The organism is Streptomyces cinnabarinus, assembly GCF_027270315.1.
GTDB classification, from domain to species: domain Bacteria; phylum Actinomycetota; class Actinomycetes; order Streptomycetales; family Streptomycetaceae; genus Streptomyces; species Streptomyces cinnabarinus.
In genome coordinates this window covers 9,579,481-9,599,157 of sequence record NZ_CP114413.1, presented here as the reverse complement: position 1 = coordinate 9,599,157, position 19,677 = coordinate 9,579,481, and the positions used below count along the sequence as shown (strand labels likewise).

General features: G+C 68.7%; 12 protein-coding genes and 2 pseudogenes. 5 read left to right on the top strand and 9 right to left on the bottom strand.

Annotated elements, in window-relative coordinates:
- Positions 1-534: 534 nt before the first annotated feature.
- Both STRCI_RS43680 and STRCI_RS43230 read right to left on the bottom strand, forming a co-directional pair.
- A pseudogene (locus STRCI_RS43680) lies at positions 535-774 on the bottom strand (transposase); the annotation flags it as partial.
- A gap of 487 nt (positions 775-1,261) precedes the next feature.
- Positions 1,262-2,374 carry a hypothetical protein gene (locus tag STRCI_RS43230; protein WP_269664449.1) on the bottom strand — a complete coding sequence of 371 codons (1,113 nt, stop codon included), beginning with the start codon at positions 2,372-2,374 and terminating at the stop codon, positions 1,262-1,264.
- Between the two features lie 362 nt (positions 2,375-2,736).
- Between STRCI_RS43230 and STRCI_RS43225 the strand changes: the two genes are divergently transcribed.
- Entirely contained in the window at positions 2,737-3,816 is a 1,080-nt protein-coding gene (locus STRCI_RS43225) for an MFS transporter (protein WP_269664448.1), read from the top strand.
- Between the two features lie 290 nt (positions 3,817-4,106).
- On the opposite strand, the gene STRCI_RS43220 is transcribed toward STRCI_RS43225, so the two are convergent.
- Positions 4,107-5,945: a hypothetical protein gene (locus tag STRCI_RS43220; protein WP_269664447.1), complete on the bottom strand. Its 1,839-nt coding sequence runs from the start codon at positions 5,943-5,945 to the stop codon at positions 4,107-4,109.
- A 13-nt stretch (positions 5,946-5,958) separates the two neighbouring features.
- Positions 5,959-8,913 (bottom strand): hypothetical protein, encoded by a 2,955-nt coding sequence (locus STRCI_RS43215; RefSeq protein ID WP_269664446.1) that lies wholly within the window; start codon positions 8,911-8,913, stop codon positions 5,959-5,961.
- Between the two features lie 119 nt (positions 8,914-9,032).
- Between STRCI_RS43215 and STRCI_RS43210 the strand changes: the two genes are divergently transcribed.
- Positions 9,033-9,641: an ArsR/SmtB family transcription factor gene (locus STRCI_RS43210; RefSeq protein WP_269664445.1), complete on the top strand. Its 609-nt coding sequence runs from the start codon at positions 9,033-9,035 to the stop codon at positions 9,639-9,641.
- 55 nt (positions 9,642-9,696) lie between these two features.
- Positions 9,697-9,930 (top strand): annotated as a pseudogene (locus tag STRCI_RS43205) (integrase core domain-containing protein); the annotation flags it as partial.
- Positions 9,931-10,283: 353 nt separating this feature from the next.
- Here the strand turns inward: STRCI_RS43205 and STRCI_RS43200 are convergent.
- From STRCI_RS43200 to STRCI_RS43185, 4 genes are all read right to left on the bottom strand, one after another.
- Positions 10,284-10,850 carry a GNAT family N-acetyltransferase gene (locus STRCI_RS43200; RefSeq protein ID WP_269664444.1) on the bottom strand — a complete coding sequence of 189 codons (567 nt, stop codon included), beginning with the start codon at positions 10,848-10,850 and terminating at the stop codon, positions 10,284-10,286.
- A 557-nt stretch (positions 10,851-11,407) separates the two neighbouring features.
- On the bottom strand, positions 11,408-12,583 hold the full coding sequence (locus STRCI_RS43195) for a methyltransferase domain-containing protein (protein WP_269664443.1): 1,176 nt from the start codon (positions 12,581-12,583) through the stop codon (positions 11,408-11,410).
- A gap of 216 nt (positions 12,584-12,799) precedes the next feature.
- Positions 12,800-13,315, bottom strand: a complete 516-nt coding sequence (locus tag STRCI_RS43190) for a DUF6415 family natural product biosynthesis protein (protein ID WP_269664442.1) — start codon at positions 13,313-13,315, stop codon at positions 12,800-12,802.
- 238 nt (positions 13,316-13,553) lie between these two features.
- Positions 13,554-13,982 (bottom strand): hypothetical protein, encoded by a 429-nt coding sequence (locus STRCI_RS43185; RefSeq protein WP_269664441.1) that lies wholly within the window; start codon positions 13,980-13,982, stop codon positions 13,554-13,556.
- A gap of 332 nt (positions 13,983-14,314) precedes the next feature.
- Between STRCI_RS43185 and STRCI_RS43180 the strand changes: the two genes are divergently transcribed.
- Positions 14,315-15,646, top strand: a complete 1,332-nt coding sequence (locus STRCI_RS43180) for a helix-turn-helix domain-containing protein (RefSeq protein WP_269664440.1) — start codon at positions 14,315-14,317, stop codon at positions 15,644-15,646.
- A gap of 3 nt (positions 15,647-15,649) precedes the next feature.
- On the opposite strand, the gene cutA is transcribed toward STRCI_RS43180, so the two are convergent.
- Entirely contained in the window at positions 15,650-15,967 is a 318-nt protein-coding gene (cutA, locus tag STRCI_RS43175; protein WP_269664439.1) for a divalent-cation tolerance protein CutA, read from the bottom strand.
- Positions 15,968-16,520: 553 nt separating this feature from the next.
- On the opposite strand from cutA, the gene STRCI_RS43170 reads away from it, so the two are divergent.
- Complete coding sequence (locus STRCI_RS43170; RefSeq protein WP_269664438.1) at positions 16,521-19,514, top strand: NACHT domain-containing protein; 2,994 nt, start codon at positions 16,521-16,523, stop codon at positions 19,512-19,514.
- Positions 19,515-19,677: the final 163 nt, after the last annotated feature.

The following is a 19,677-nucleotide window of genomic DNA, read 5'->3' as shown; positions in this document are numbered from 1 at the left end:
CGGCGGCAGCGCGGCCGTGCGGGCCATGTCACGCCGGCTCAGACGGTCCCTGTGGGACTTCGGGTCCCTCCAGCGCAGCCGACCCGAGCCGTCGTGCCAGTACTGCTGGACCCACACCTGTCGCAACAGCTCCACCTGCGGCAGCGCACGCAGCCTCGGCGGGGCATCGTCAGCGAAGACGGCCGTCAGTAGTCCCAGCCCGTCCGCGCCGACCTGCAGCACGTACTCCTCCAGGGCCGCTTTGCCCTTGGGGAGCCGGTGGTAGAAAGCCGGACGCCCGTACCGGTCCGCCCAGTCCGCAGTGATCAGAGGTGCCAGCCACTGCCCGTCCGCCAGGACGAGTTGCTCCAGGGCAGCCCGCAGGGTCTCGGTGACCAACTCCGTCCGGTTCAGCGTCCGGACCGCAGCCAGCACGTGGGTGGAGTCCGTTCGCACGGCTCCACGCCGTTTGACCAGACCTGCGCAAGCGAGCCGGTCGACCATCACGGCCAGCAGCCGGTCCGCCCGGTCGTCCCGGGCCATCCGGTCCCGGAACTCGCTGAGCACCGAGAAGTCGAAGCCCGGGTCGTCCAGTTCGAGCCCAAGACAGTATTTCCAGTCCAGGCGGCAGCGGACCGCCTCGGCCGCCTGCCGATCGGTCAGGTTCTCCGCGTACTGCAACACCGACACCATCGCCAGCCGGGCCGGAGACAGACCCCGGCGTCCGTCGGACGGGTACCAGTCGGTGAAGTCCTCGTCCGTGAACAGCTCATCCAGCCGGTCCCGCACCCACATCGCCACTGTGCCTCGCGGGTTGCTCGCCCGTGCCATCCGCACCGTCAGCGGCGGGACCATCCGCCCCGAAGCCGAACCCATTGCCACCGCGGCCACCCCCGACCGCTCGCTCCACCCCGCACCCGACCAGCGGACCACGACGCTTTGATCAACAGGGCGAATCTCAAAGGGACTTCACCAGGACGAATGAAGATCGCCAACAGCATCGCTTGTGTGATCGGTGACGCTGGGTAAATGGATTAGAGATCGAACAGCGAGTCTTCCTGTGTCGGCGGTCTCTGAACCGGTTCACGGAACGGCGACAGATCCTTCTGCTCCTGGGCTACCGACGGAATTCAGTGACCTGCGGTTTCGCAGCCCTTTGTGTGTGATGGTCCCGTGATGCCATGGGGAGAATCCCGGCAGCTTCACCACCGGAGCGTGGTGTGACTGAGCATGCTTGTTGGCTATTCTGTCCGTCGCTTGGCCACCTCGAGCACTCCACGCATCAGCTTGGGCTGTGGGAGATGGTGGGACGATTACTGTCCTCTGGCTCGCCGTGCTGAGCCTCGGCCACCGCCAGCATCGTGGGTGACTCGATCAGTCGGGTGGCGACTGAGTCGAGCACGACCGCAGCGGCTTGTGACCGGTGGATGAATCCCTGGTAAAGAAGCGCGGCGCACATCGTTAGCCCGAGCCACCACAGCACGTGAGAGCGCACTGCAAGCGTGGCCACGAGCGCGACCATCGGTGGACATATGTTGATGCGGATAGACGCCTCTGCGAGCAGCCGGTCGTACCGATCAAATATTTCTGGCCGCTCGATAAGCAGCCGGGTCGCGAGGTCGGGTAGTTCGTACCGCAGAGCGCATAGAGTGGCGATCGCCAGGGTGGGCATGTCTTTAAGGGCGTCGTAGGCGACGGGCAGCTCAGAGCTGGGCCATTCCACAGACGCCCCACCCGTTACTGGGGGCCCAGCCCAATGCCGGCATCTCCAGCTGCCCTCGTGTCTTACCCGCAGTGTCAAGCATTGATAGACGATCCTGACTCCATCATCCGTCTCGTCCCCGTACGAGAACCTGATCCCATCAGCTGGCGTGTCGAGGGGGGCATCCCCGAGAAAGGTGACCTGCCGCTGTTCCAGCCAGTCCACACCCCTGGCCATGGCCTTCAGGTCACTCCGCACCGATGTCGCATCGCCGCCAGTCGCCAGCGTGACCCGCTTGACCGTGCGGGAGGGCGCTGCACGTCGCCATGCGTCAGCCGCCGCCATGTACCGCGTCGACGTCATGCCCTCTTGGTCGTCGAGGCGGTTACGGAATCGATCAGCGACCGCCTCCCAAGCTGTCCGTTTGGGTCTTACCACGTCGAGCCACCGCGCCTCGGCGATATCCATCACAAGAATCGAGCCCAGGAAATAGGCGAAGAACGTCAGCACAGCCAAGAGGGCGGCCGCCGGTAGGATTCCCTCGAGGTCGTAGAGGTCGGCGATCGCGCCGTGGGCTGTCTCCCGCCGCGGCAACGTGTCGTGGAACCACAACCAGGCGCATGCCAGCCATAAGTAACCCACCGCCAAGGGGGTACGGAGGTCCCGTAGGCCTGGTAGAAGGCTCGCGAGCATTTCCGTGAAGCTACTGCGGCCGAGCTCACAACGCAATTGCCCGTTAACTCGACTTCTCCCGAGCCAGGGCCGCTCCCCGGCGTGCGACCATCCCCTCGTAGCGTGGACCCCATGAATCCCTACTTCCCCTGCAATCACGATCTCCACGCTACGAGGGGATGGTCAGTCCTGGCCTTGCCCGCCTTGCTTGCAATACGCGCGGTAGACGCCAAGAACAATGCGAATCTGACGACAGTTGTCGTGCTCAGCGGTCCAGAAACCCGCTGGTCAGCGTGCCGGGTTGACGACAACTAGCTCGCTCCGTCTCAGCCCCGCCTCATTCCGTCACCCCACGACCCGCATTCCGTCGGTAACCCCTCCGGGTGGGCGGTGTTGTCGCCGACCGGCTTCCACGCTCCCGGGTCATGGTGTGGTCCAACGTGGGGTGCGCCGTGGCCGAGGGTCTCGCCGCGGTTCTGCTGTGGTCGGGGGCGGCCCGGGTGTGGCACCTGGTGCTCATGGCCGGGATCTGCGGCGCCGCCGCGGCGTTCTTCATCCCGGCGGCGGGCGGCATCGTGAAAGAGGTGGTGCCGCCGCAGGCGCGGCACGCGGCGAACGCGCTGTTGAAGATTGCGCAGAACCTCGTCAAGGTCGGCGGCCCGGCCCTGGGCGGTGTCCTTGTCGCCGCGTTCGGGTCGGCGTGGGCCATCGGCTGGGACGCGGTCACGTTCGCCGCCTCCGCCGCCTTGTTCGCGCGGATCGACCTCAAGCCGGGGCCGGTGCAGGTGAAGAGCGGGTTTGTGGCCGATCTGCGGGACGGCTGGACGGACTTCCGCTCGTGCCGCTGGCTATGGGTGATGGTCGTACAGGGCGCGCTCGTCGTGCCGGTGTGGCTGGTCGGGTACCAGCTCCTCGGCCCGGTCTACGGCGCGCAGTTCCTCGGCGGCGCGGCGTTGTGGGGCCTGGTCGTTTCGGGGTTCACGGGCGGGTTGGTGGCCGGGGCATCGGTGGCGCTGATGTGGCGGCCCCGCATGGTCGGCCGGGTGGTGTGCGCGGGGACCGACTCGCTTGCGCTGCCGCTCGCCGCGATGGCCGCCAACGTCCCGGTGGCGGTGCTCGTCGCCGCGACGGCGGTTGCGGGGGCGGGCCTGGCGGTCAGCATGACCGTCTGGTCCGGCCTGGTGCAGGAACGCATCCCGGCCGACCGGCTCAGCCGCGCCCTGTCGTATGCGACGCTCGGACAGCTCGTTCCCGTGCCCATCGGCTACCTCCTCGCGGGCCCGGTCTCCCGCGCTGTGGGGGTTCGTGCCACCCTCGCGGGCGGCGCCGTGGTGATCGTGTGTGCTGCGGTGGTGCCTCTGCTGGTCCGTCAGGTCCGCACCCTGGCCATGGCCGCGGGGCAGCTCGCGCACGAGTCGGCTTCCATGGGCACGGCCGGAGTGTCCGCGCGAGCGGCGAGGTAGAACGCGCGGGCCACCTCGACCGCCCCGGCGAAGTCGCGGAATGCGCGGTCGCGGGCCGCCGCGTCCAACACGGGCCGCCCGGCGCACGCCTGAAGACCCCACCGGGCCGCGAGGTGCCGGCAGATGCGGTCGGCGGACAGACGGGCGATGGTGTGCCGGGGGTCGGCCGCCTCTACAGCCGCATTGACGGCGTACGCCGCAGGTCAGCTCTCGGATCGGTGCCCCACTCTGGTGCCGAGCGGCCACGGTGTCAGGCTCCCTGCCGTGGACTGTCCCCCAAGGTCAGTGGCTCAGGTACTCATGGCGTCATAACGGCGCTCCAGTTCCAGCCGGGTCCGCCCATCACGTCGTGCCCGCAGCGGTGCGCCCTGCAGCAGGGCGGGTGGTGGCCGGTCCGCGATGTCGGTCAGCGGCGGCTGGGTGAAGCCCGCCGGGTTGGTTGCGAACCGGTGGAGGACCGTACTCTCCCACGCGGAGGGGACGACGCGCGGAAACCGGAGGTAGTGGCGCAGCACGAGCGTCCAGTCAATGCCGGTCAGCAGGTCAGGGTTGCTCGCGAGGCGCTGCAGTAGCGTCGTGGCGATGGAGGCAGAGGCGTGCTTGGCCAGCGCTGCCGCTTCGCCGTACATCGGTGCACTGCCGGGGGTGTCTTTGGCCATCAACGAGTGTGAACCAATGTTCTCCTGGGAGGCGCCGTTGCCGGTGGCCCGGTCCAGCTTAGGCGTCTCCATCTGATTGAGTCTCGCCGCTTGCTGGGCACTTCTGTCGCGCTCCCTCTGCATTTGCGCGAGCAGGTTGATGAGCACGCCGCCTGGTCCGGGCAGGCTGAATGACTTTTCCGAAATCTCTTCCAGAACACTGCTGAAAGACTCGTCCACCTGCCGGTCCAGTGCGAACGCCTCCCTCAGCTCCGCTGCCGCCTGCGGCGGCACCACGTGTATCTCTTCGAGCACGTTGATGAGGTTGAGGTACAGGTCGTCTTGCAGCTGCTGCAGGTGTGTTTTGAGATGCTTCCTGGACTGGTCCTGCTGGTAGGTGTCTCTGCGCGCCTGACTGTTGAAGAGAAGCCGGACGAGGATGAGGTCGCTGTTGGTGAGTATCGTGAGCCCCTCGGCGGTGAACCTCCTTTCGAGGAACTCCAGGAAGCCGCCGAGGGTGTGGTAGATGTCGTCTTTCCCGAATCCGCCGGTGTACGCGAAGGTGTTCCCTGGCTCGGAGGATGTACGCGACCCTAGGGTGCCCCGTTCGTAAACCGGGTAGCGGAGTCTCCGCTTCAGTCTCCGGGCGAGCCGGTGGCGCGACTGAGGGCTTGGTCTTGTTCCCGGGGTGAGGCTGGCCACGAGGCTGTGCAGGATCAGTGCGTCGTAGTCGGGCTGCTGGTCGGGCTGGAGTTCCGGGTGTTGGACCCGCTGCCGCTGCCAGTGCCACAACTCTGGGAAGTTTGAGTGGAAGTAGTAGTCCTCCACGGCGTGCAGCAGGCTTCCCAGCCGTACGAGATGGAAGCGGTGTGGGTCGGGCTTGTTCCGACGGATGTCGCCGGCCCAGGCCGCCTCAAGCTTCGAAAGCTCCTCCGATAGGTAAGCGATGTCTTCCTCGAGGTAGCGCAGGACGCTTCTCGTGCCTGTGCGGTAGATAAGTGAGTTGCGGTGATGGGAAGCGGAGCGGAACGGCGGGAGGTCGAGATGCAAATGCGGGTAGTACTGCGGAGTGTGCAAGGTGAAGGCCCAGTCGAAGGCGAGTTTCACGTCCCGGGGTGGAAGCGGCGGAAGCTCATCCACCAGGAGATAGTCAGAGTTGTCGGCGAACGACACGTAGGTGGCGGCTGCTGCGAAACGGGTGAAGAACTCGCCTAGCCATCCGTAGCTGCCCGGTTTCAGTTCACCGAACATATTGTCGACCCAAAGGTCGAAATCGGCCACCTGCTTCGTTACCCGGCCTACCTCGCGCTCCGCAGTCTGTCGGCCCAAGAGGTAGCCGAAGGGGTCCCGGAACTGCGATAGGTCGGTGAGGAAGTTGCCCACCTCCAGGTAGGTGGAGAAGGCGGACGGTAGCCATCCGCTGGGGAGGGCCGCATCAAGCTGTCCGGCCGTGTACACCGAGCAGTGGGCGTGGGAGTCAAGGTCACCCATGGACTACGCGCCTCTAGATGCCCACGCCAGGCGGAGGGTCCACCTCCGACCAGTCCCCGTTGGTCTTCTGCCACTTCGGCAGGGTACGGTCCGGTCGGAGCAGGACAAGGCTGGTGGGGACCTGGATTCGCCAGGGTGCACCGAAGGGGACTTCGTTGTCCGGCGCACCCAGCTGCTGCTTGTGTTCCTCGACGAACGGTACGTAGAGGTCGTCAGTCATGGTGGGCAGATCACCGTCCAGCCAGGGAATCCTGGTGTGGCTGAAGTGGTCGACGGCATCCTCGAACCCCAGGCGCACCGGCACGGAGACGCGGGCCGCGCCCGAGGTGAGGAAGGTGGCGAAGTCGGGGTCTTGGTCCTCCAGCGTGATGCGCTCGGTCCAGTGCTCTCGGCGTCCCCAGAAGTACGGGTAGTGGAGGTAGGACATGTGCTCCCACTCGAACGCCTGCTCAAGGAACTGGATGAGGGGCCCGCTGGCCCTGGCTGCCGTGATGTCCACGAGCGGCGGCTGAGGCGGCGCGTCATCGATGGCGTCAAAGTCCGGGTTGGCGTTCGCCAGCAAGGTGATGGCGGCCCGCTTCATCTCAGCGGCCTCGATTTTCCGGTTCGCAGCAGGGCTGCGGCTCGCCGCCTGCTGCGCCGCCTGCATCCCCGCCTGGGCCAGGGCCTGATCATAGGCGCTCCGCGACTTCTCGTGCGCTTGGGCGAGGGCCTCATAGGTCTGGATGCGCCAGGCATCCATGGCCCGGATGGTGCGCCTGCACTTCACCTCGACGCTCACCGTGTAACCGGAGCAGTGGGCCGCGAAAATCGCCGCAGGTAGGGATCCGGTGACCGGGGGGTCGATGGGGATGCTGGTGGTCCCGCTGTACTGGCTCGGGGCCACGAATGGCTGGAGCACGTTGCCCACCACGGTGGTGAGCCAGCCGTAAGGAAGCGTCCCCGAGAAATCCCAGGTGATCCAGGCCGACACTGCTTCCCAGCCGTCGGGGATGGGAATCTGCGTCTCTTCCACCAGGCGGGAGCCGTCGACCTTCTCCTCCCGCGCGGCCACCAGGGTGTCCCCTACGGTGCGGAACTCCTCCGGCGGCGGTGCCACGCCGGTGGCGCCATAGGTGGCGACGAGCCCCGCGTATGCGCCCTCGTCGACGTCGGCGGGGCCGATGGTGAACTCCGGCGGCGGCGCGATGGTCGGGGTGGCCGCGTTGCGCTGGAAGGCCGCCAGGTAGAGGGCCGCGGGCTCGGGCACCAGCAGGTCGTAGAAAGTCCGCAACCCGTAGTCGAAGACCTGGGCCTCATAGACCTTGTCCAGCCACTGGTAGACGCCCACGACGTGGTCACCGTCGCCACCGGTGTTGTCCACCGCATGGCGGTTGATCTCCTCGACTTCCTGGACCAGCCGCCGGGTGTGCTGCTCCCGGACCCGCTCCGTCACTCGGGTCACCGCCTTGTCGACGATCTCGCGGGCGAACTCCGAGGCGACCGTGCGCGACCGCTCCCGCGAACTGGACACCGCCGCGCCCGCGGAGGCGTCGACCTCCACACTGGGCCCGTACTTGCTGCTGACCGTGACCTGCCCCTCCCCAGATTTGCGCTCCTCCAGGACGTCGGTGGCCTCGGTGCCGATCTCAAACCGCTCAGTGGCCTGCAGATCCCGCTCCTCAGCCGTTTCCCTCTCCCGTTCGGTGACGAACACCTCCTCGGTGGTCACCCGGCGGGTGTGGTCGCGTCCCTTGGTCTCGCCCTTCAGGACGTTCTCAATGTGCGAGACCTCCCCGCCCTCGTACCCCAGGAGCTGCTGCCGCACGACGAGCAGCTGTCCCACCCCGGAAGGGGTAATGAGGCTGGGGGGTACGGAATCCGGGGCGGGCGGCGCTGCCGTGGCAGGCCGGGCGGTCAGGCCGACGGGATGCACGGTCCCCAGGAGCATCGTCCGGGCGCGAACCATCGTGACGCGGGTGGACAACTCTGCCGAGCGGGCGTGGAGCGTGCCCGTCATCTCCCGGCGTGCGCGCTGCAGCCGTGCAGTTACCGTCTCCAGTGGCGTTCTGGCCGGGTCAATCCCCTGGTCGGCGAGAACGGCGCGGGTGGTGGGAGACAGCTGGCTGACGGCGCTCGGCTTCACCAGCAGGTAGCGTTCCGATCGGGTGCTGATTGGCGTGGGGGTACGAGGCCTCGGCCGGACGCCCCCCAGGAGGCTCCACAAGGCATCCCGCCACCCGTATCCGTACGCCCCGTTCCCCGTGGATGCCGGCTCGCCGCCCGCGCCGATGCCTACGGCGCTGGCCGCGGGGCGCTCGGGGATGACCAGGTCACCCGGGGAGACCGAAAGAAGTTCGTCAACTGCATGGCCCAGGCTGTGCACCTTCTCGCGCAGTTCGTCGACATTCGGCCCTCTGTTCGATGTACCGTCGTCGGCTGACTCGTCTGCGGGTGCAGGGTCGCCGCCCTCGCCACCCGAACCGAGCGCTGCCAGGGAAGGCGGCAGCAGCAGCGGAGCGGTCATGAGGCTCTCGGCCTCGTCCCGGGTGGTGGCGTCGTTGGCGGCCACTGCTTCGACCACGGTCATCGCGCGCCGCAGCCTCGCGAGTTCACCAAGCTGCGGCCCTTGGGGCGGGCGCAGCCACTTGCCGATCAGTAGCCCGTAGTCAACTTGGGCACGGCGGTCGTCCCAGGGGGCGCGGACTACGTCGGAGGCGGGGCTGTCGAACACCGCGGCGACAATGTCCGCAGGCGCCCGGCTGTCCGCCGGGTCGGCGAGGGCGGCGGCCAGACCGGAAAGGTTCGCGGCGTCGGGTACGTCGTCCGGGTCTGTGAAGGCGTTCCCCTGCCGCAGCAGGGATCGAAGCGCCCTGATCGGGTCGCCCCCCGAAGGCCCGGCTGCATCCAAGGGGTCGGCGAGCGGGATGCCCGTTCCGACCGGTGCGGGGTCTGGTGCGCGAATCGCGACGAATCGAAAGAGCTCCATGGCAAGTCCCTCATCTCCATGCTTCCACGCAAGGCGAGCGGATGCCATGCAGGGTTTTACAGAGACAGCTCTGCAAAGGGTGCGCTGCAGAGTGACCTCTGCATCCTTAGGCTGGCGGCATGTCAGAGCAACCTGAGCTCGCGCCGTCTCGCCCCGCCGAGCCCACTCGCCGGATCGATGCGCGCAGTCTGCGGGGACTCGCCCACCCGCTGCGGATGCACATCTTCGAACTGCTCAGCCTCGACGGCCCCGCCACCGCCACTAAGCTCGCCGAACGCCTCGGGGAGAACACTGGCACCGTCAGCTGGCATCTGCGCCACCTCGCCAGGCACGGCTTCATCGAGGAGGAGGCGGAGCGGGGCACCCGGCGCGAGCGCTGGTGGCGGCGAGTCGACGTCAAGAACGAGCTGGACAGCGCCAGCTTCCACAAAGATTCCGCGTCCGACAGTGCGCCCTCGATCCCCATGCCCGAACTGGTGCAGCAGTGCTTCAACCGCGTCCTCACCTTCGTCAACGAGGAGTGGGGCGACGGCTGGCGGAGCGCGGGCACTATCAGCGACTGGGTCGACCTGCGCTTGACGCCCGATCAGCTGAAGGCACTCAGCGCCGAGCTGAGTGCGGTCATCGCCCGCCATACACCGCCCTCGAACGCCGAGCCCGACCCGGATGCGCTCCCCGTCGTCGTCCAACTGCAGTCCTTTCCCCTCAGGGGACGGAAGGACGCTTGACGCACGCGCGTACGCGTGGGTGTCGGCTACGCCTTCAGTCAGTTCCCCCGAACCCTCAGTGGGAGCGGTCGGCACCTCGGCGGACAACGCGCTCGCCGAGTCGTTCAACGCCGCCCTCAAACGCGAGACACTGCGGGGTGCCCGTCGCTTCGACGGCGCCCGCGCCTGCCGCCTGGCGGTCTTCCGCTGGACCACGCGCTACAACACCCGCCGACGGCACTCAGCGAACGGACAGCAGGCACCGATCGTCTACGAGCAGCAGTCAGCTACCCTGACACTCGTCGCATAACGACACGAACAGGGGTCCACCCTTTGGGGACAAGGCCCCTTCCAAGTGGGACACACCAGGCCATACGCCGAGGGTGGGAGGGCATACCGCAACATTTCGAGGTGCCACTGACAGGCGACCCGCAAGGCTTGCTCTATTCCGTTCGATATCGCATTGCGCAGAACGGACACCCGATGAGCACCGCTTCCCCCGAACCCAAGCTGCGGGACTGCCCCACACCCATCTGGCGAGGGCGGCAAGTGCGCGCGCTGCGCGGAGCCGTGCAGGAGGTACGGGTCCAACGCGAATCCACTGTGCCAGGCCTGCCCGGCCCAGGCAGCCCGGATCTGGGGGCCGGGCGTGCGGCAGAAGGGCTACAACGCCTGACGGAGCGGTCGCTCACGCAGCATGCAGTCGTACAGCGGTGCCTCGTCCCACGGGTGGGACACCCCGACCTTCCGGTATCCCCAAGAGGCGTAGGCGGACTGCGCCGGTGCCGCCTCGGGTTCAGGGCGCATCGTGAGCGTGACCCGCTCTGCGTCCACGCCGTCCAGCAGGCGGGCATGCAGTCCGGCAGCGATGCCGCGCCCCCGCCACGGCTTGCGCACCGCGAGCTCGATGATCACGAAAGTCCTCCGGCCGTCCTCCCGCGTGAAGTCCTCCAAAAGCTTCACGTCCTGGAGGTTGTGCCACCAGCGGGTGTCAGCGGCGAGGTAGTAGCCGTACGTGAAGCCGACGACCTCGCCGTCTTCCCGGGCCAGGAGCAGACGCATCCCGGGGCGCTGTGTCTGTGCCTGGTAGTGCTCGATGAACTCGGCGACGTCGCTGGGCCCTTCGCAGTAGGGCGGCTCCTCGTAGACCTCCTCGTAGGCGTGGAGGAACGCGTCGAGCTGACGGGCGGCCTCGGCCCCCTCGTGGCGTTCGTAGGCAACCTCGGCCATCAGGCCGCTCCCGTGCCGATGTAGTCGGCCAGGCGGTCAGCGGCGTCCCGGGCGGTGACGGCATCGACGCCGCGGAGCAGGCCGGTGACCTCCTTGAGCCGTCGGGTGACCCGCCCGGATTCGACCTCCTCCAGATGATCGAGACTCTCGACAGCCTGATGCGCGGCCTCGTCGGCCGTCCGCGCGCAAGGTGGCCGAGCAGATCAAGACCGCCCCGTGAGCCTGTCGCCCCTCCGCCCGGATGAGTTCGAGGAGGAGTGCGAGACCTGCCACGCCGCGCCCAGGCAGTTCTGCCGTGCCTGGTGCGATGCCGGATACACCGCCGACGACTACCGCGCCGACGCTGAACGCCACGCCGACCGCCCCGACATCCGGCCCCCGCACCGCAGGGCGCACCGCCCCCAAGGAGAAGCCCTGATGGACCTGTCCACCCCCGCCGCAGAAACTCAGGCGCAACGGGCATGGGCTGAGAGTGATGGACATACCTCGGAAAAGTAAGGTCCTCGACCTCCTACATGCTGGGGGTACCGCTTGCCGGGCTGCCGGACCGAGGGGGATCAGATCTCCCAGCTGTCTGCGGGGTCGTCCAGCCACGCACGCTGTGCGCCCTCGGTGGTGACCGTCAGCCCGAACCGCCCATGGCTGGGCCGGCCCGCTTCCCGCCACCACTCCAGCGCCGCGTTCACCTCGTCCCACAGCTTGCGGGGTCCGGCCTGCCAGACCTGGGACTCGGGCTGTCCGTCGCGGAACAGGACGCAGGCCCAGGAGTTGTCTGCCAGGCCGTAGAACCAGACGGGCCGTGCGCCGTCGCGCTTCACGGCGGCTCGGTGGTGGCAGTCCCGCACGCGCAGGCCGACGGCGAACGTGCTCACGGCGAACTGGTCGTCGTGACCGAGCAGTTCGTCCGCGGTGACGGGTGTCGTGCTGCGCTCCGCCGCGCCCACGCCGTCGGGCGCGTAGGCGTGATGCCCGGCGAACGGGAGGCGCTGGGAGCGCAGTTTCATGAACTCCGCGGGCCGGGTGAACGACCCGGACGCGCTCGCTCCGCCTCCGCCGACCTCCAAGCGCACGATCGCGTCCTGGTTGCCGTAGTGCGTACCCCAGGGAGCGACGATCAGCCCTCCCAGCCGGGTCTGGTCGATCCAGGCGGGCGGGATCTTCCGCACCCCGGCGGTGGCGATGATCCTGTCGTACGGCGCTCCCTGCCCATCCCCCTCTGCCCCGTCACGGGTCAGTACCACGACCGGCAGCTCCGCCCGCGCAAGCCTCATTCGGGCCTCGGCCGCGACGACCGGGTCGATCTCGATACTGACGACGCTGGCGTGACCGAGGCGGTGGGCGAGCAGGCCGGCGTTCCATCCTGTGCCGGTGCCGATCTCCAGCACGCGGTGCCCTTCGTGCACGTCCAGGTCGGCGAGCATGCGGAAGACCACGGACGGCATGGACGCCGACGAGGTCGGCACCCCGCCGGGCTCGTCGCTCGCACCGTCGTCCCACTGCGTCACGATCGGCACGTCGGCATCGGCATACGCGGACCAGCCGGCAGCATCCTCGCTGCGGTCCACGGTGGCCGTGGTGCCGGTGTCCATGTCGTGCGGCCACATCACCTCGGGCAGGAAAGCGCTCCGCGGCACGGCAGCGAACGAGGGCATCCAGTCGGAGGTGATGGCCTTGCGTCCCAGGAGGGAGCGACCCAGCTCGGACCACCCCTCGTCCAGGTCGGTGAACGTCATCTCAGTCGCAGAACTTCCTGCCGCCGTCGGGCGACGGAGGCTCCTCCGGACCGGACCACGGCTCACCGGGCAGACCGTCGCCACCTTCCCCTCCGCCGCCTCCGGTCATCCGGCAGATCACGCATCCGGTCACGTGTACTCCCTCTGTTGTGGACCTATCGTGCTGGGATGGGGTTCAGCGGTCACTGGTTGCAGCGCGGTGGGTCACCACTCGCATCAGCGGCCCGTGTGGCGCACCGTGTTGGCGCACCTGGGATGGACGTAGCCCGACCTGGCCGCACCGCCCGACGGGCTGCCCACGTCGTACGGCACGCGCTCCTCGTCGGACTCAAACTCCCGGTCGCACGCGAGGCACATGCGGATACCGGTCAGCGCCTCATAGTGATCGCACAGCGCCAGCAGCGACCGGCCAAGCCTGCGCACATACGCCTGGGCGTCCGACGGCATCAGCCCGGGGCACACGTCCAGCTTGCCGCGGGCCTCACCGACGCAGGCGAGCGCAACATACCGGGGCACGTCGTCGGCAGGCAGCGCCGCCGCAGCCTGCTCAACCTCCGGGATGAGCAAATGCATGTGCCCGCGCAGCATCCCGGTCAGCGCCGCCAGCACGACCCGGTCGGTGGGAGTGACCTCAGGCGGGAGGACCTGCGCGACACTCGCGCGCATCGTGACGATGTCCACCAGCTCAGCCGGAGCAGAGCGCCCCGGAGTCTCCGTCAGTTCCGCGCTCATGCGTCGGGTCCACCTCGCCTCAGTGCGTGCGCCAGCTGCAGGGCGACGTCGGCACGGACCTCGCCCAACTCAACGAGCCTGGGTTCCGACGAGGCCCTGTTGACCCAGAGCCCGGGAACGGTGATCCCTGCGTCGTCCAGGGCTGACCTCAGCGTCTCCATCGCCTCGAAGGGGTCCACGCGCCCCGGAGTGATCTCATCCGGCCGCGCACTCGCGGCCTGGCGAGGCTCGGTTCCGGTCACGACGTGGCCTCGCCTTCGTCCTCGTCCTCGTCCTCGTCCTCGTCCTCGTCCTCGTCCTCGTCGGCGAGGACACCGCCCACCATGGCCACGGTCAGCACGTCCGACACCCGGCACAGCTTGCCCGGCCGGCTCACCGGCACCGCCCAGTACGACGCGCGTGTGCCCTGGTCGTACTCCGTGAGATCGGGACGAGGGACGCCCAGGAAGGCGCCCTCCCCCAGGCACTCAGCGGCAGGCGCCCGCCAGTCCTCCGCGGTACCGGGCGGGACCAGCGCGTAGTAACGGCTGCCTGCGGGGTCATGGATGACCGGGCCACCGCGCAGGTGCCGCGCCAGCCGCCAGCCCACAACCGGAACCTCGTGGCCGGCGAACGCACGGTGGGCGACAGCTGCGGGAATGCGGACCGCGTCGAAGAGCCGCCCCAACGAGATCAGAGCAAGCCGGGCGGGACTGTCCCATTCCCTGCACACCACGGCTGGGAAGGGGTGCGCGGAGGCCAGCCATGCCTCAACACCCTCTACCGAGGGCCGATTCGATGGTGCTAACGCCCCACTTGGGGCCGTACCGTTCGTCAAGTCGACGCTCCCTCACAGGTTTGAGCGTTGGCCACGCCCCGGGGCCGTTCGCGCGGTCGCCGGGGTCTCGAATGTCACAACCTTCCAGCTCTGTGGGGCAGCTGACTTCCCGTCCTCGGGTACCCCCATGATGGGTACGCTGCTTGGTGGCACTGAGACATCACGTGTGACGGGGCATCTCAATGAGCGCCTATGAACCGCCAACTGCGCTGCCGCGCTCGCTCCTTGCTCGCGCGGAAATGCAGGCCGCGCTCGCGGCTCACGACTTCGGCACGGTGTTCCGTCTCGCGCGGTCTGAAGCCCGGATCAGCTATTCGAAAATCGCGGCTGAGTGCGAAATGAAGCCAGAGCGTGTTGGGCGCCTCGCGCGCGGCGAGGGCAGCGTGACCACCTTCGAGAAGATCGCGCGCATCGCCGATGCGCTGCGGATCCCGGGGAGCCTGCTCGGTCTAGCCCCGCGAGAGTGGGAGGCGCCGACCTCTCTGCGCCGCATGCTTCCCGCACCTGGCCACTCGCGCGAGGCGGAGGGGAACGACTTGCGGCGCAGAGAGCTCTTCAAGGCCACGGCCGGAGCCGGACTCGTCGTCGGCCTGCCAGAACTCACCCACCCGCGTGCGGGCAGTCGAATCGGCCCTGGCCTTCCTGCACAGCTACGGGCCCGTGCGGCGCGTCTGCGCCGCCTCGATGACGTCCTCGGCGGCGGCGACACATACCGGGTCTACCTCGGCGAGTACGAGGCCACGAAAACCATGCTCCGGGACGCGACGTACACCGATGCCACCGGCAGGGCGCTGTTGTCGGTGCTCGCTGAGCAGGCGCAGCAGGCAGGCTGGGCTGCGTTCGACGGCGGCCGCCAAGAGGACGCAGCCACCCTGTATAAGGCCAGCCACAGGGCAGCGGTCGACTCTGGAGACAGCGAACTGGCGGGGAACGCGCTCGCGTTCCTGGCGTACCAGGCTGTCGGCGGTAACCGGCGGGCCGGCATCGAAACCGCTGCCCGCTCCGTGGCGGAGGCCGGTCCTGGTGCTGCGCCGGGGGTCCGTGCGCTGTTGTACGAACGGCTCGCGTGGGCCTACTCAGTCGCCGGACTCGCCGTCGAGACGGAGCGGGCCCTGGAGTCCGCGGGGGCCGCGCTTGCTGAGGTCGACGACGCTCCGCAACCGGACTGGGTGTCCTGGGTCGACGAGACCGAGCTACGGATCATGACCGGCCGCTGCTGGACCGAGTTGCGTCGCCCGCTCCGGGCGGTGCCCGTCCTCGAATCCGCGCTCGCCCGGTACGACGACGACCACGCTCGGGACAAGAGCCTGTACCTGTCGTGGCTCGCCGACTCCTACCTGACTGCGGGCGAAGTCGAGCAGGCGGCCGCGGTCACCAGCCGCGTGGTCGACCTCGCCTCGGGGGTGGCCTCCGTGCGGCCACGCGAACGTCTCGCCCCGCTCCTGCTCCGGCTCGGCGAGCACCAGGCGGTGCCCGCCGTGGCCGAGGTCCTGGACAAGGCGCGCGTCGTCTAAGGGCTATGCGGTGTGCGCGGCGATCCAATCGAGGCAGCCCTTGGCTCCGGCCACAATCCCCACCGCAGCGACCTCCGGGTTCTGCCACGGGTGGTGCTCCAGCAGGTGCGCCTCCAGTTCCGGGTAGCGAGCCAGGGTGGTCTTCAGCAACAGCTGCCATTCCTCTCCGGTGCCGAACTCGCCGTCATGCCAGAACGCGGACGTCACCGGGCCGATGATCTGCGCGCCTGCGGCCAGCCTGCCCTGAACGACCGAGCGGGCCAACTCGGCAGCCTGTTCCCGGGTTTCCGTTGCCGTGGATACCTGCACGAAGTCAGTCATGCCGCGAGCGTACCGACCGGCAACAGGCCCGTCTGCGCCGCGGTCTTGCTCCTGCGGGACACGACAAAGGGCCCCTTGCACGGCCCGGGGTGAGCTGTGCCAGGGGGCTCTCGTGTTCGTGCCCTCTCGGCGTCGACGGCAGTTCGACCGGCGGCGACCGCGGCGCGAGCGGGCGATCTGTCTATGGACAGCGGGAGAATCCGCAGAGTGTGAGAGGGAAGTCGCGAGAAGTTCCCGGCTCATCGGGCGGGGCCTGTCGGACAGACTCGTTCCCCTAGCTCAGAGCAGCTCCACCCAGCAGAAACGCCCCGCTGGATGGGGAACAGTCCGAACCGGGCCCTGGATACGGGGCGGTTACCCCGCCCAGACGATGTTTGAGGACATACAAACGCCCGGCCGGACGAGAGGGCCGGTGCCGGGGCGAGGTGGGGGAAGGCTTCCTCCCGCAACTGTGCTGAGCGGCAGGACGTGCCCCTCGCTCAGAGTCAGGGTGGCTGTGGCGGCCGCGCACAGGGCATGCTCCTCGCAGCGCACTCGGGGGAGGGAGCCGCCGATGCACGGGCCTTTGGGGTACGGCGACGCGGTCAGGCTCCTCGGCGGCAGCGGCCCCCTGCTCGCCTCCCTCGACCGGGTCGTCGGCGGGGCATTGCTCTCTGCGGCGGGACCGGCGCCCGATCTGGTGCTGGGCCTCTTCGACGCCAAGGCGGAGCTGGCCGAGCTCAGCCGCAACCTGGTGTCGGGTCTTGCCGAACGGCTCCAGGGGCTCAGCCGCTTCGGCCGCACCGAGCGCCTTGCCGCCGCCCACGCAGTCCTCGTCATCGCCGCCTACAGTGAGGCCATGGGGCAGGTCCAGCTGCCGTTCGACCACCGGCAGCTGGGGGTGAGCCGGGTGGAGTCCGTGCACCTGAGCACGGGGCGAGCCCCGGATTCGGGGCGACTCGCGGCCATCGCCGAGCACCTGCTCCGTGCCGGCGTCCCCGTGCCCTCGCCCCACCTCCCCTACGAGCAGACCCTCGAGGAGCTCCTCGGCTACTACGCGCAGGCGACCCAGCTGACGGCCCGCTATGTGGCGGGCTGCGCGGTGTGGGACGACCTGACAGAGGCGTCCCGCGAGGAGGTCGGGTCCGTCCTCGCCGACCGGGTGCCTGCCCTGGCCGTAGAGCGCCACGAGGAGCTGTTCCGGCAGCTCACGGCGGATTTCCCCGAAGTCGCGGCCTGGATCGACCGCACCGACCACCGGGCGACCCGCGCCGTGCTGGTGAACCTGGAGGACTCCCTTGCCCGGGTCGCGGGCGGCGCCCTGCCGCCCGCCAGGCTGGCCGCGCTCCACCGGGCCGGCGTGATGGGCCTGGACGGCTCGGTACTCGGCTCCTTTGAGGAGATTGCCGACGGCATGGTCGTGCCCGCCCTGCGCGAGGCGTATGTGAGCCCTGACTTCCGGGTGGCCGAGTACCGGCGCTCGGACGGCGCGATCCACCAGGACCACTGGTGGCAGGCATGCGAACGCCGCTCGGGCCTCGATGTCTTCCTTGCCGAGCTGCTCGCCGCGCCGCTTGCCGCCCAGGCGCCGGTGCTCCTGCTGGGCCAGCCGGGTTCGGGCAAGTCCTACCTGACCAAGGTCCTCGCGGCCCGGCTGCCCGTCGAGGACTTCCTGGTGGTCCGGGTGGCGTTGCGCAGCGTCCCCGCCGATGCCGGCGTACAGGAGCAGATCGAGGACGCGGTGCGTCAGGCCACCGGCGAGACGATGGACTGGCCCGATGTCGTGCGGGCCGCGGACGGCGCGCTGCCCGTTGTGCTGCTCGACGGCTTCGACGAGCTCCTCCAGGCAACCGGCGTCAACCAGTCCGACTACCTGGAACAGGTCGCCGCCTTCCAGCGACGCGAGGCGGGATTCGGCCGCCCCCTCGCCGTCCTGGTCACCAGCCGGACGGCCGTCGCCGACCGCGCCCGGCTCACCACCCGGGGCATCGCCATCCGGCTGGAAGACTTCAGCCCCGCCCAGACCCGCCAGTGGCTTCAGCTGTGGAACGGCAAGAATGCCGGGTACTTCACACGGCACGGTCTCCATCCCCTCGATGCGGACCGCGTGCTGTGTCAGCCGGACCTGGCGGGCCAGCCGCTGCTGCTCTTGATGCTTGCGCTGTACGACGCACAGGACAACGCCTTCCAGCGCGAGGCCCACGACATCGCCGGATTCGACCTCTACGAGCGGTTACTGGACCGCTTCGCCCGGCGGGAGGTACTCAAACACGCCCCCTCGCTCCCCGACCGCGAACTGGCGCACGCCGCCGAACAGGAGCTGCTGCGGCTGTCCGTCGCCGCGCTCGCCATGTTCCACCGCGGCCGGCAGTGGGTCACCGACCACGAACTCGACACCGACCTGGCCGTCCTGCTGCCACGCCAGTTCCCGCCCGCAGCCGCAGCGGGCCTGCGGGCACCCATCAGCCGAGGGCAAGCAACCGTCGGCCGGTTCTTCTTCGTGCACCGCGCCGAAGCATTCCGCGACAACCAGCTGCTGCGCTCGTACGAGTTCGCGCACGCGACCTTCGGCGAGTTCCTCGTCGCCAGACTCGTCACGAGCGAGCTGCTGGAACTGGCTGACACGGCCCGCCCCGAGACCCGGCGTACGCGCAGCGCCGCACCCGACGACGCCTTCTTGCACGCCCTGCTCTCCCACGCCGCACTGTGCACCCGCACCCCCGTCATCCGCTTCCTCACCGACACCCTCAACCCGCTCCCCCACCAGCGCCGGGCCCGCCTGCGGGCACTGCTCCTGGACCTCTTCCACGACGCGCACCGGGAGCGGCACTCCTCCATGTACGCCGACTACCGGCCCTCCGAACGGCCGGTACCGGCCCGGCACACCCTGCACAGCACCAACCTCCTGCTCCTCGCCCTCGCCACCGGCGAGCCCGTGCACGGCAGGGAACTCTTCCCCGCAGCCCACGACCCAGTGGAAGAGTGGACCTCGCTCATACTGCTGGCCAAGTCACAGCTCCTGGCCGCCGAATGGCACGGACTCGTCACACACATCAGGCTCCAGCGCATGTGGCACGAAGGCCAACGAGAAGTCTCCATCCGGCTGACAGACCCTCAGACGGCCGAACAAGTTGCGGAGCCGGCATCCGCACTGGACCCGTTCTGGACCCGCAACTGGGGGCCGGAACATGACATCCACCCCAGGATGGGCGACATCTGGGGCTGGGCCATGCGCGACCCCGGCGAACTGTTCAGAGACAGCGCACTGCTGTGCGACGAGGACGTCGACATGCTGCTGGGAGCCGTACAGGGCCTGTACGAGACCGGATTCGGGAATCTGGTGACCGGCTTCGCGCGCCGGGGGGGGACGGGCGGGCCGCGTCCTCGGCACACCTGCTGGTGCAGCTATGGGCCCAGACAGGGACAGCACCCGCTCCGGGCGGGCTGTCCGAACTGCACCTGGACGCACTCCGGGCCATCTACGCCTTCGACCCGGCACAGCCGGAATTCACCAAACGCTACCTCGCAGCCGTCCTCGAACAGTGGCGGATCGCAGGACACCCGGTAGACCAGCGATGGGTCCAGGACGCGAACGCGGCGATCGACCGCAACGAACAGGGACTCGGCCACCTCATCATCCAACTCCTCAACCAACACCGGGCCGGGGGCTGACGGCTGCACCCGCGGCCCCGAACCACCAGGACACCGGTCACGGCAACCAGCACGGCCGG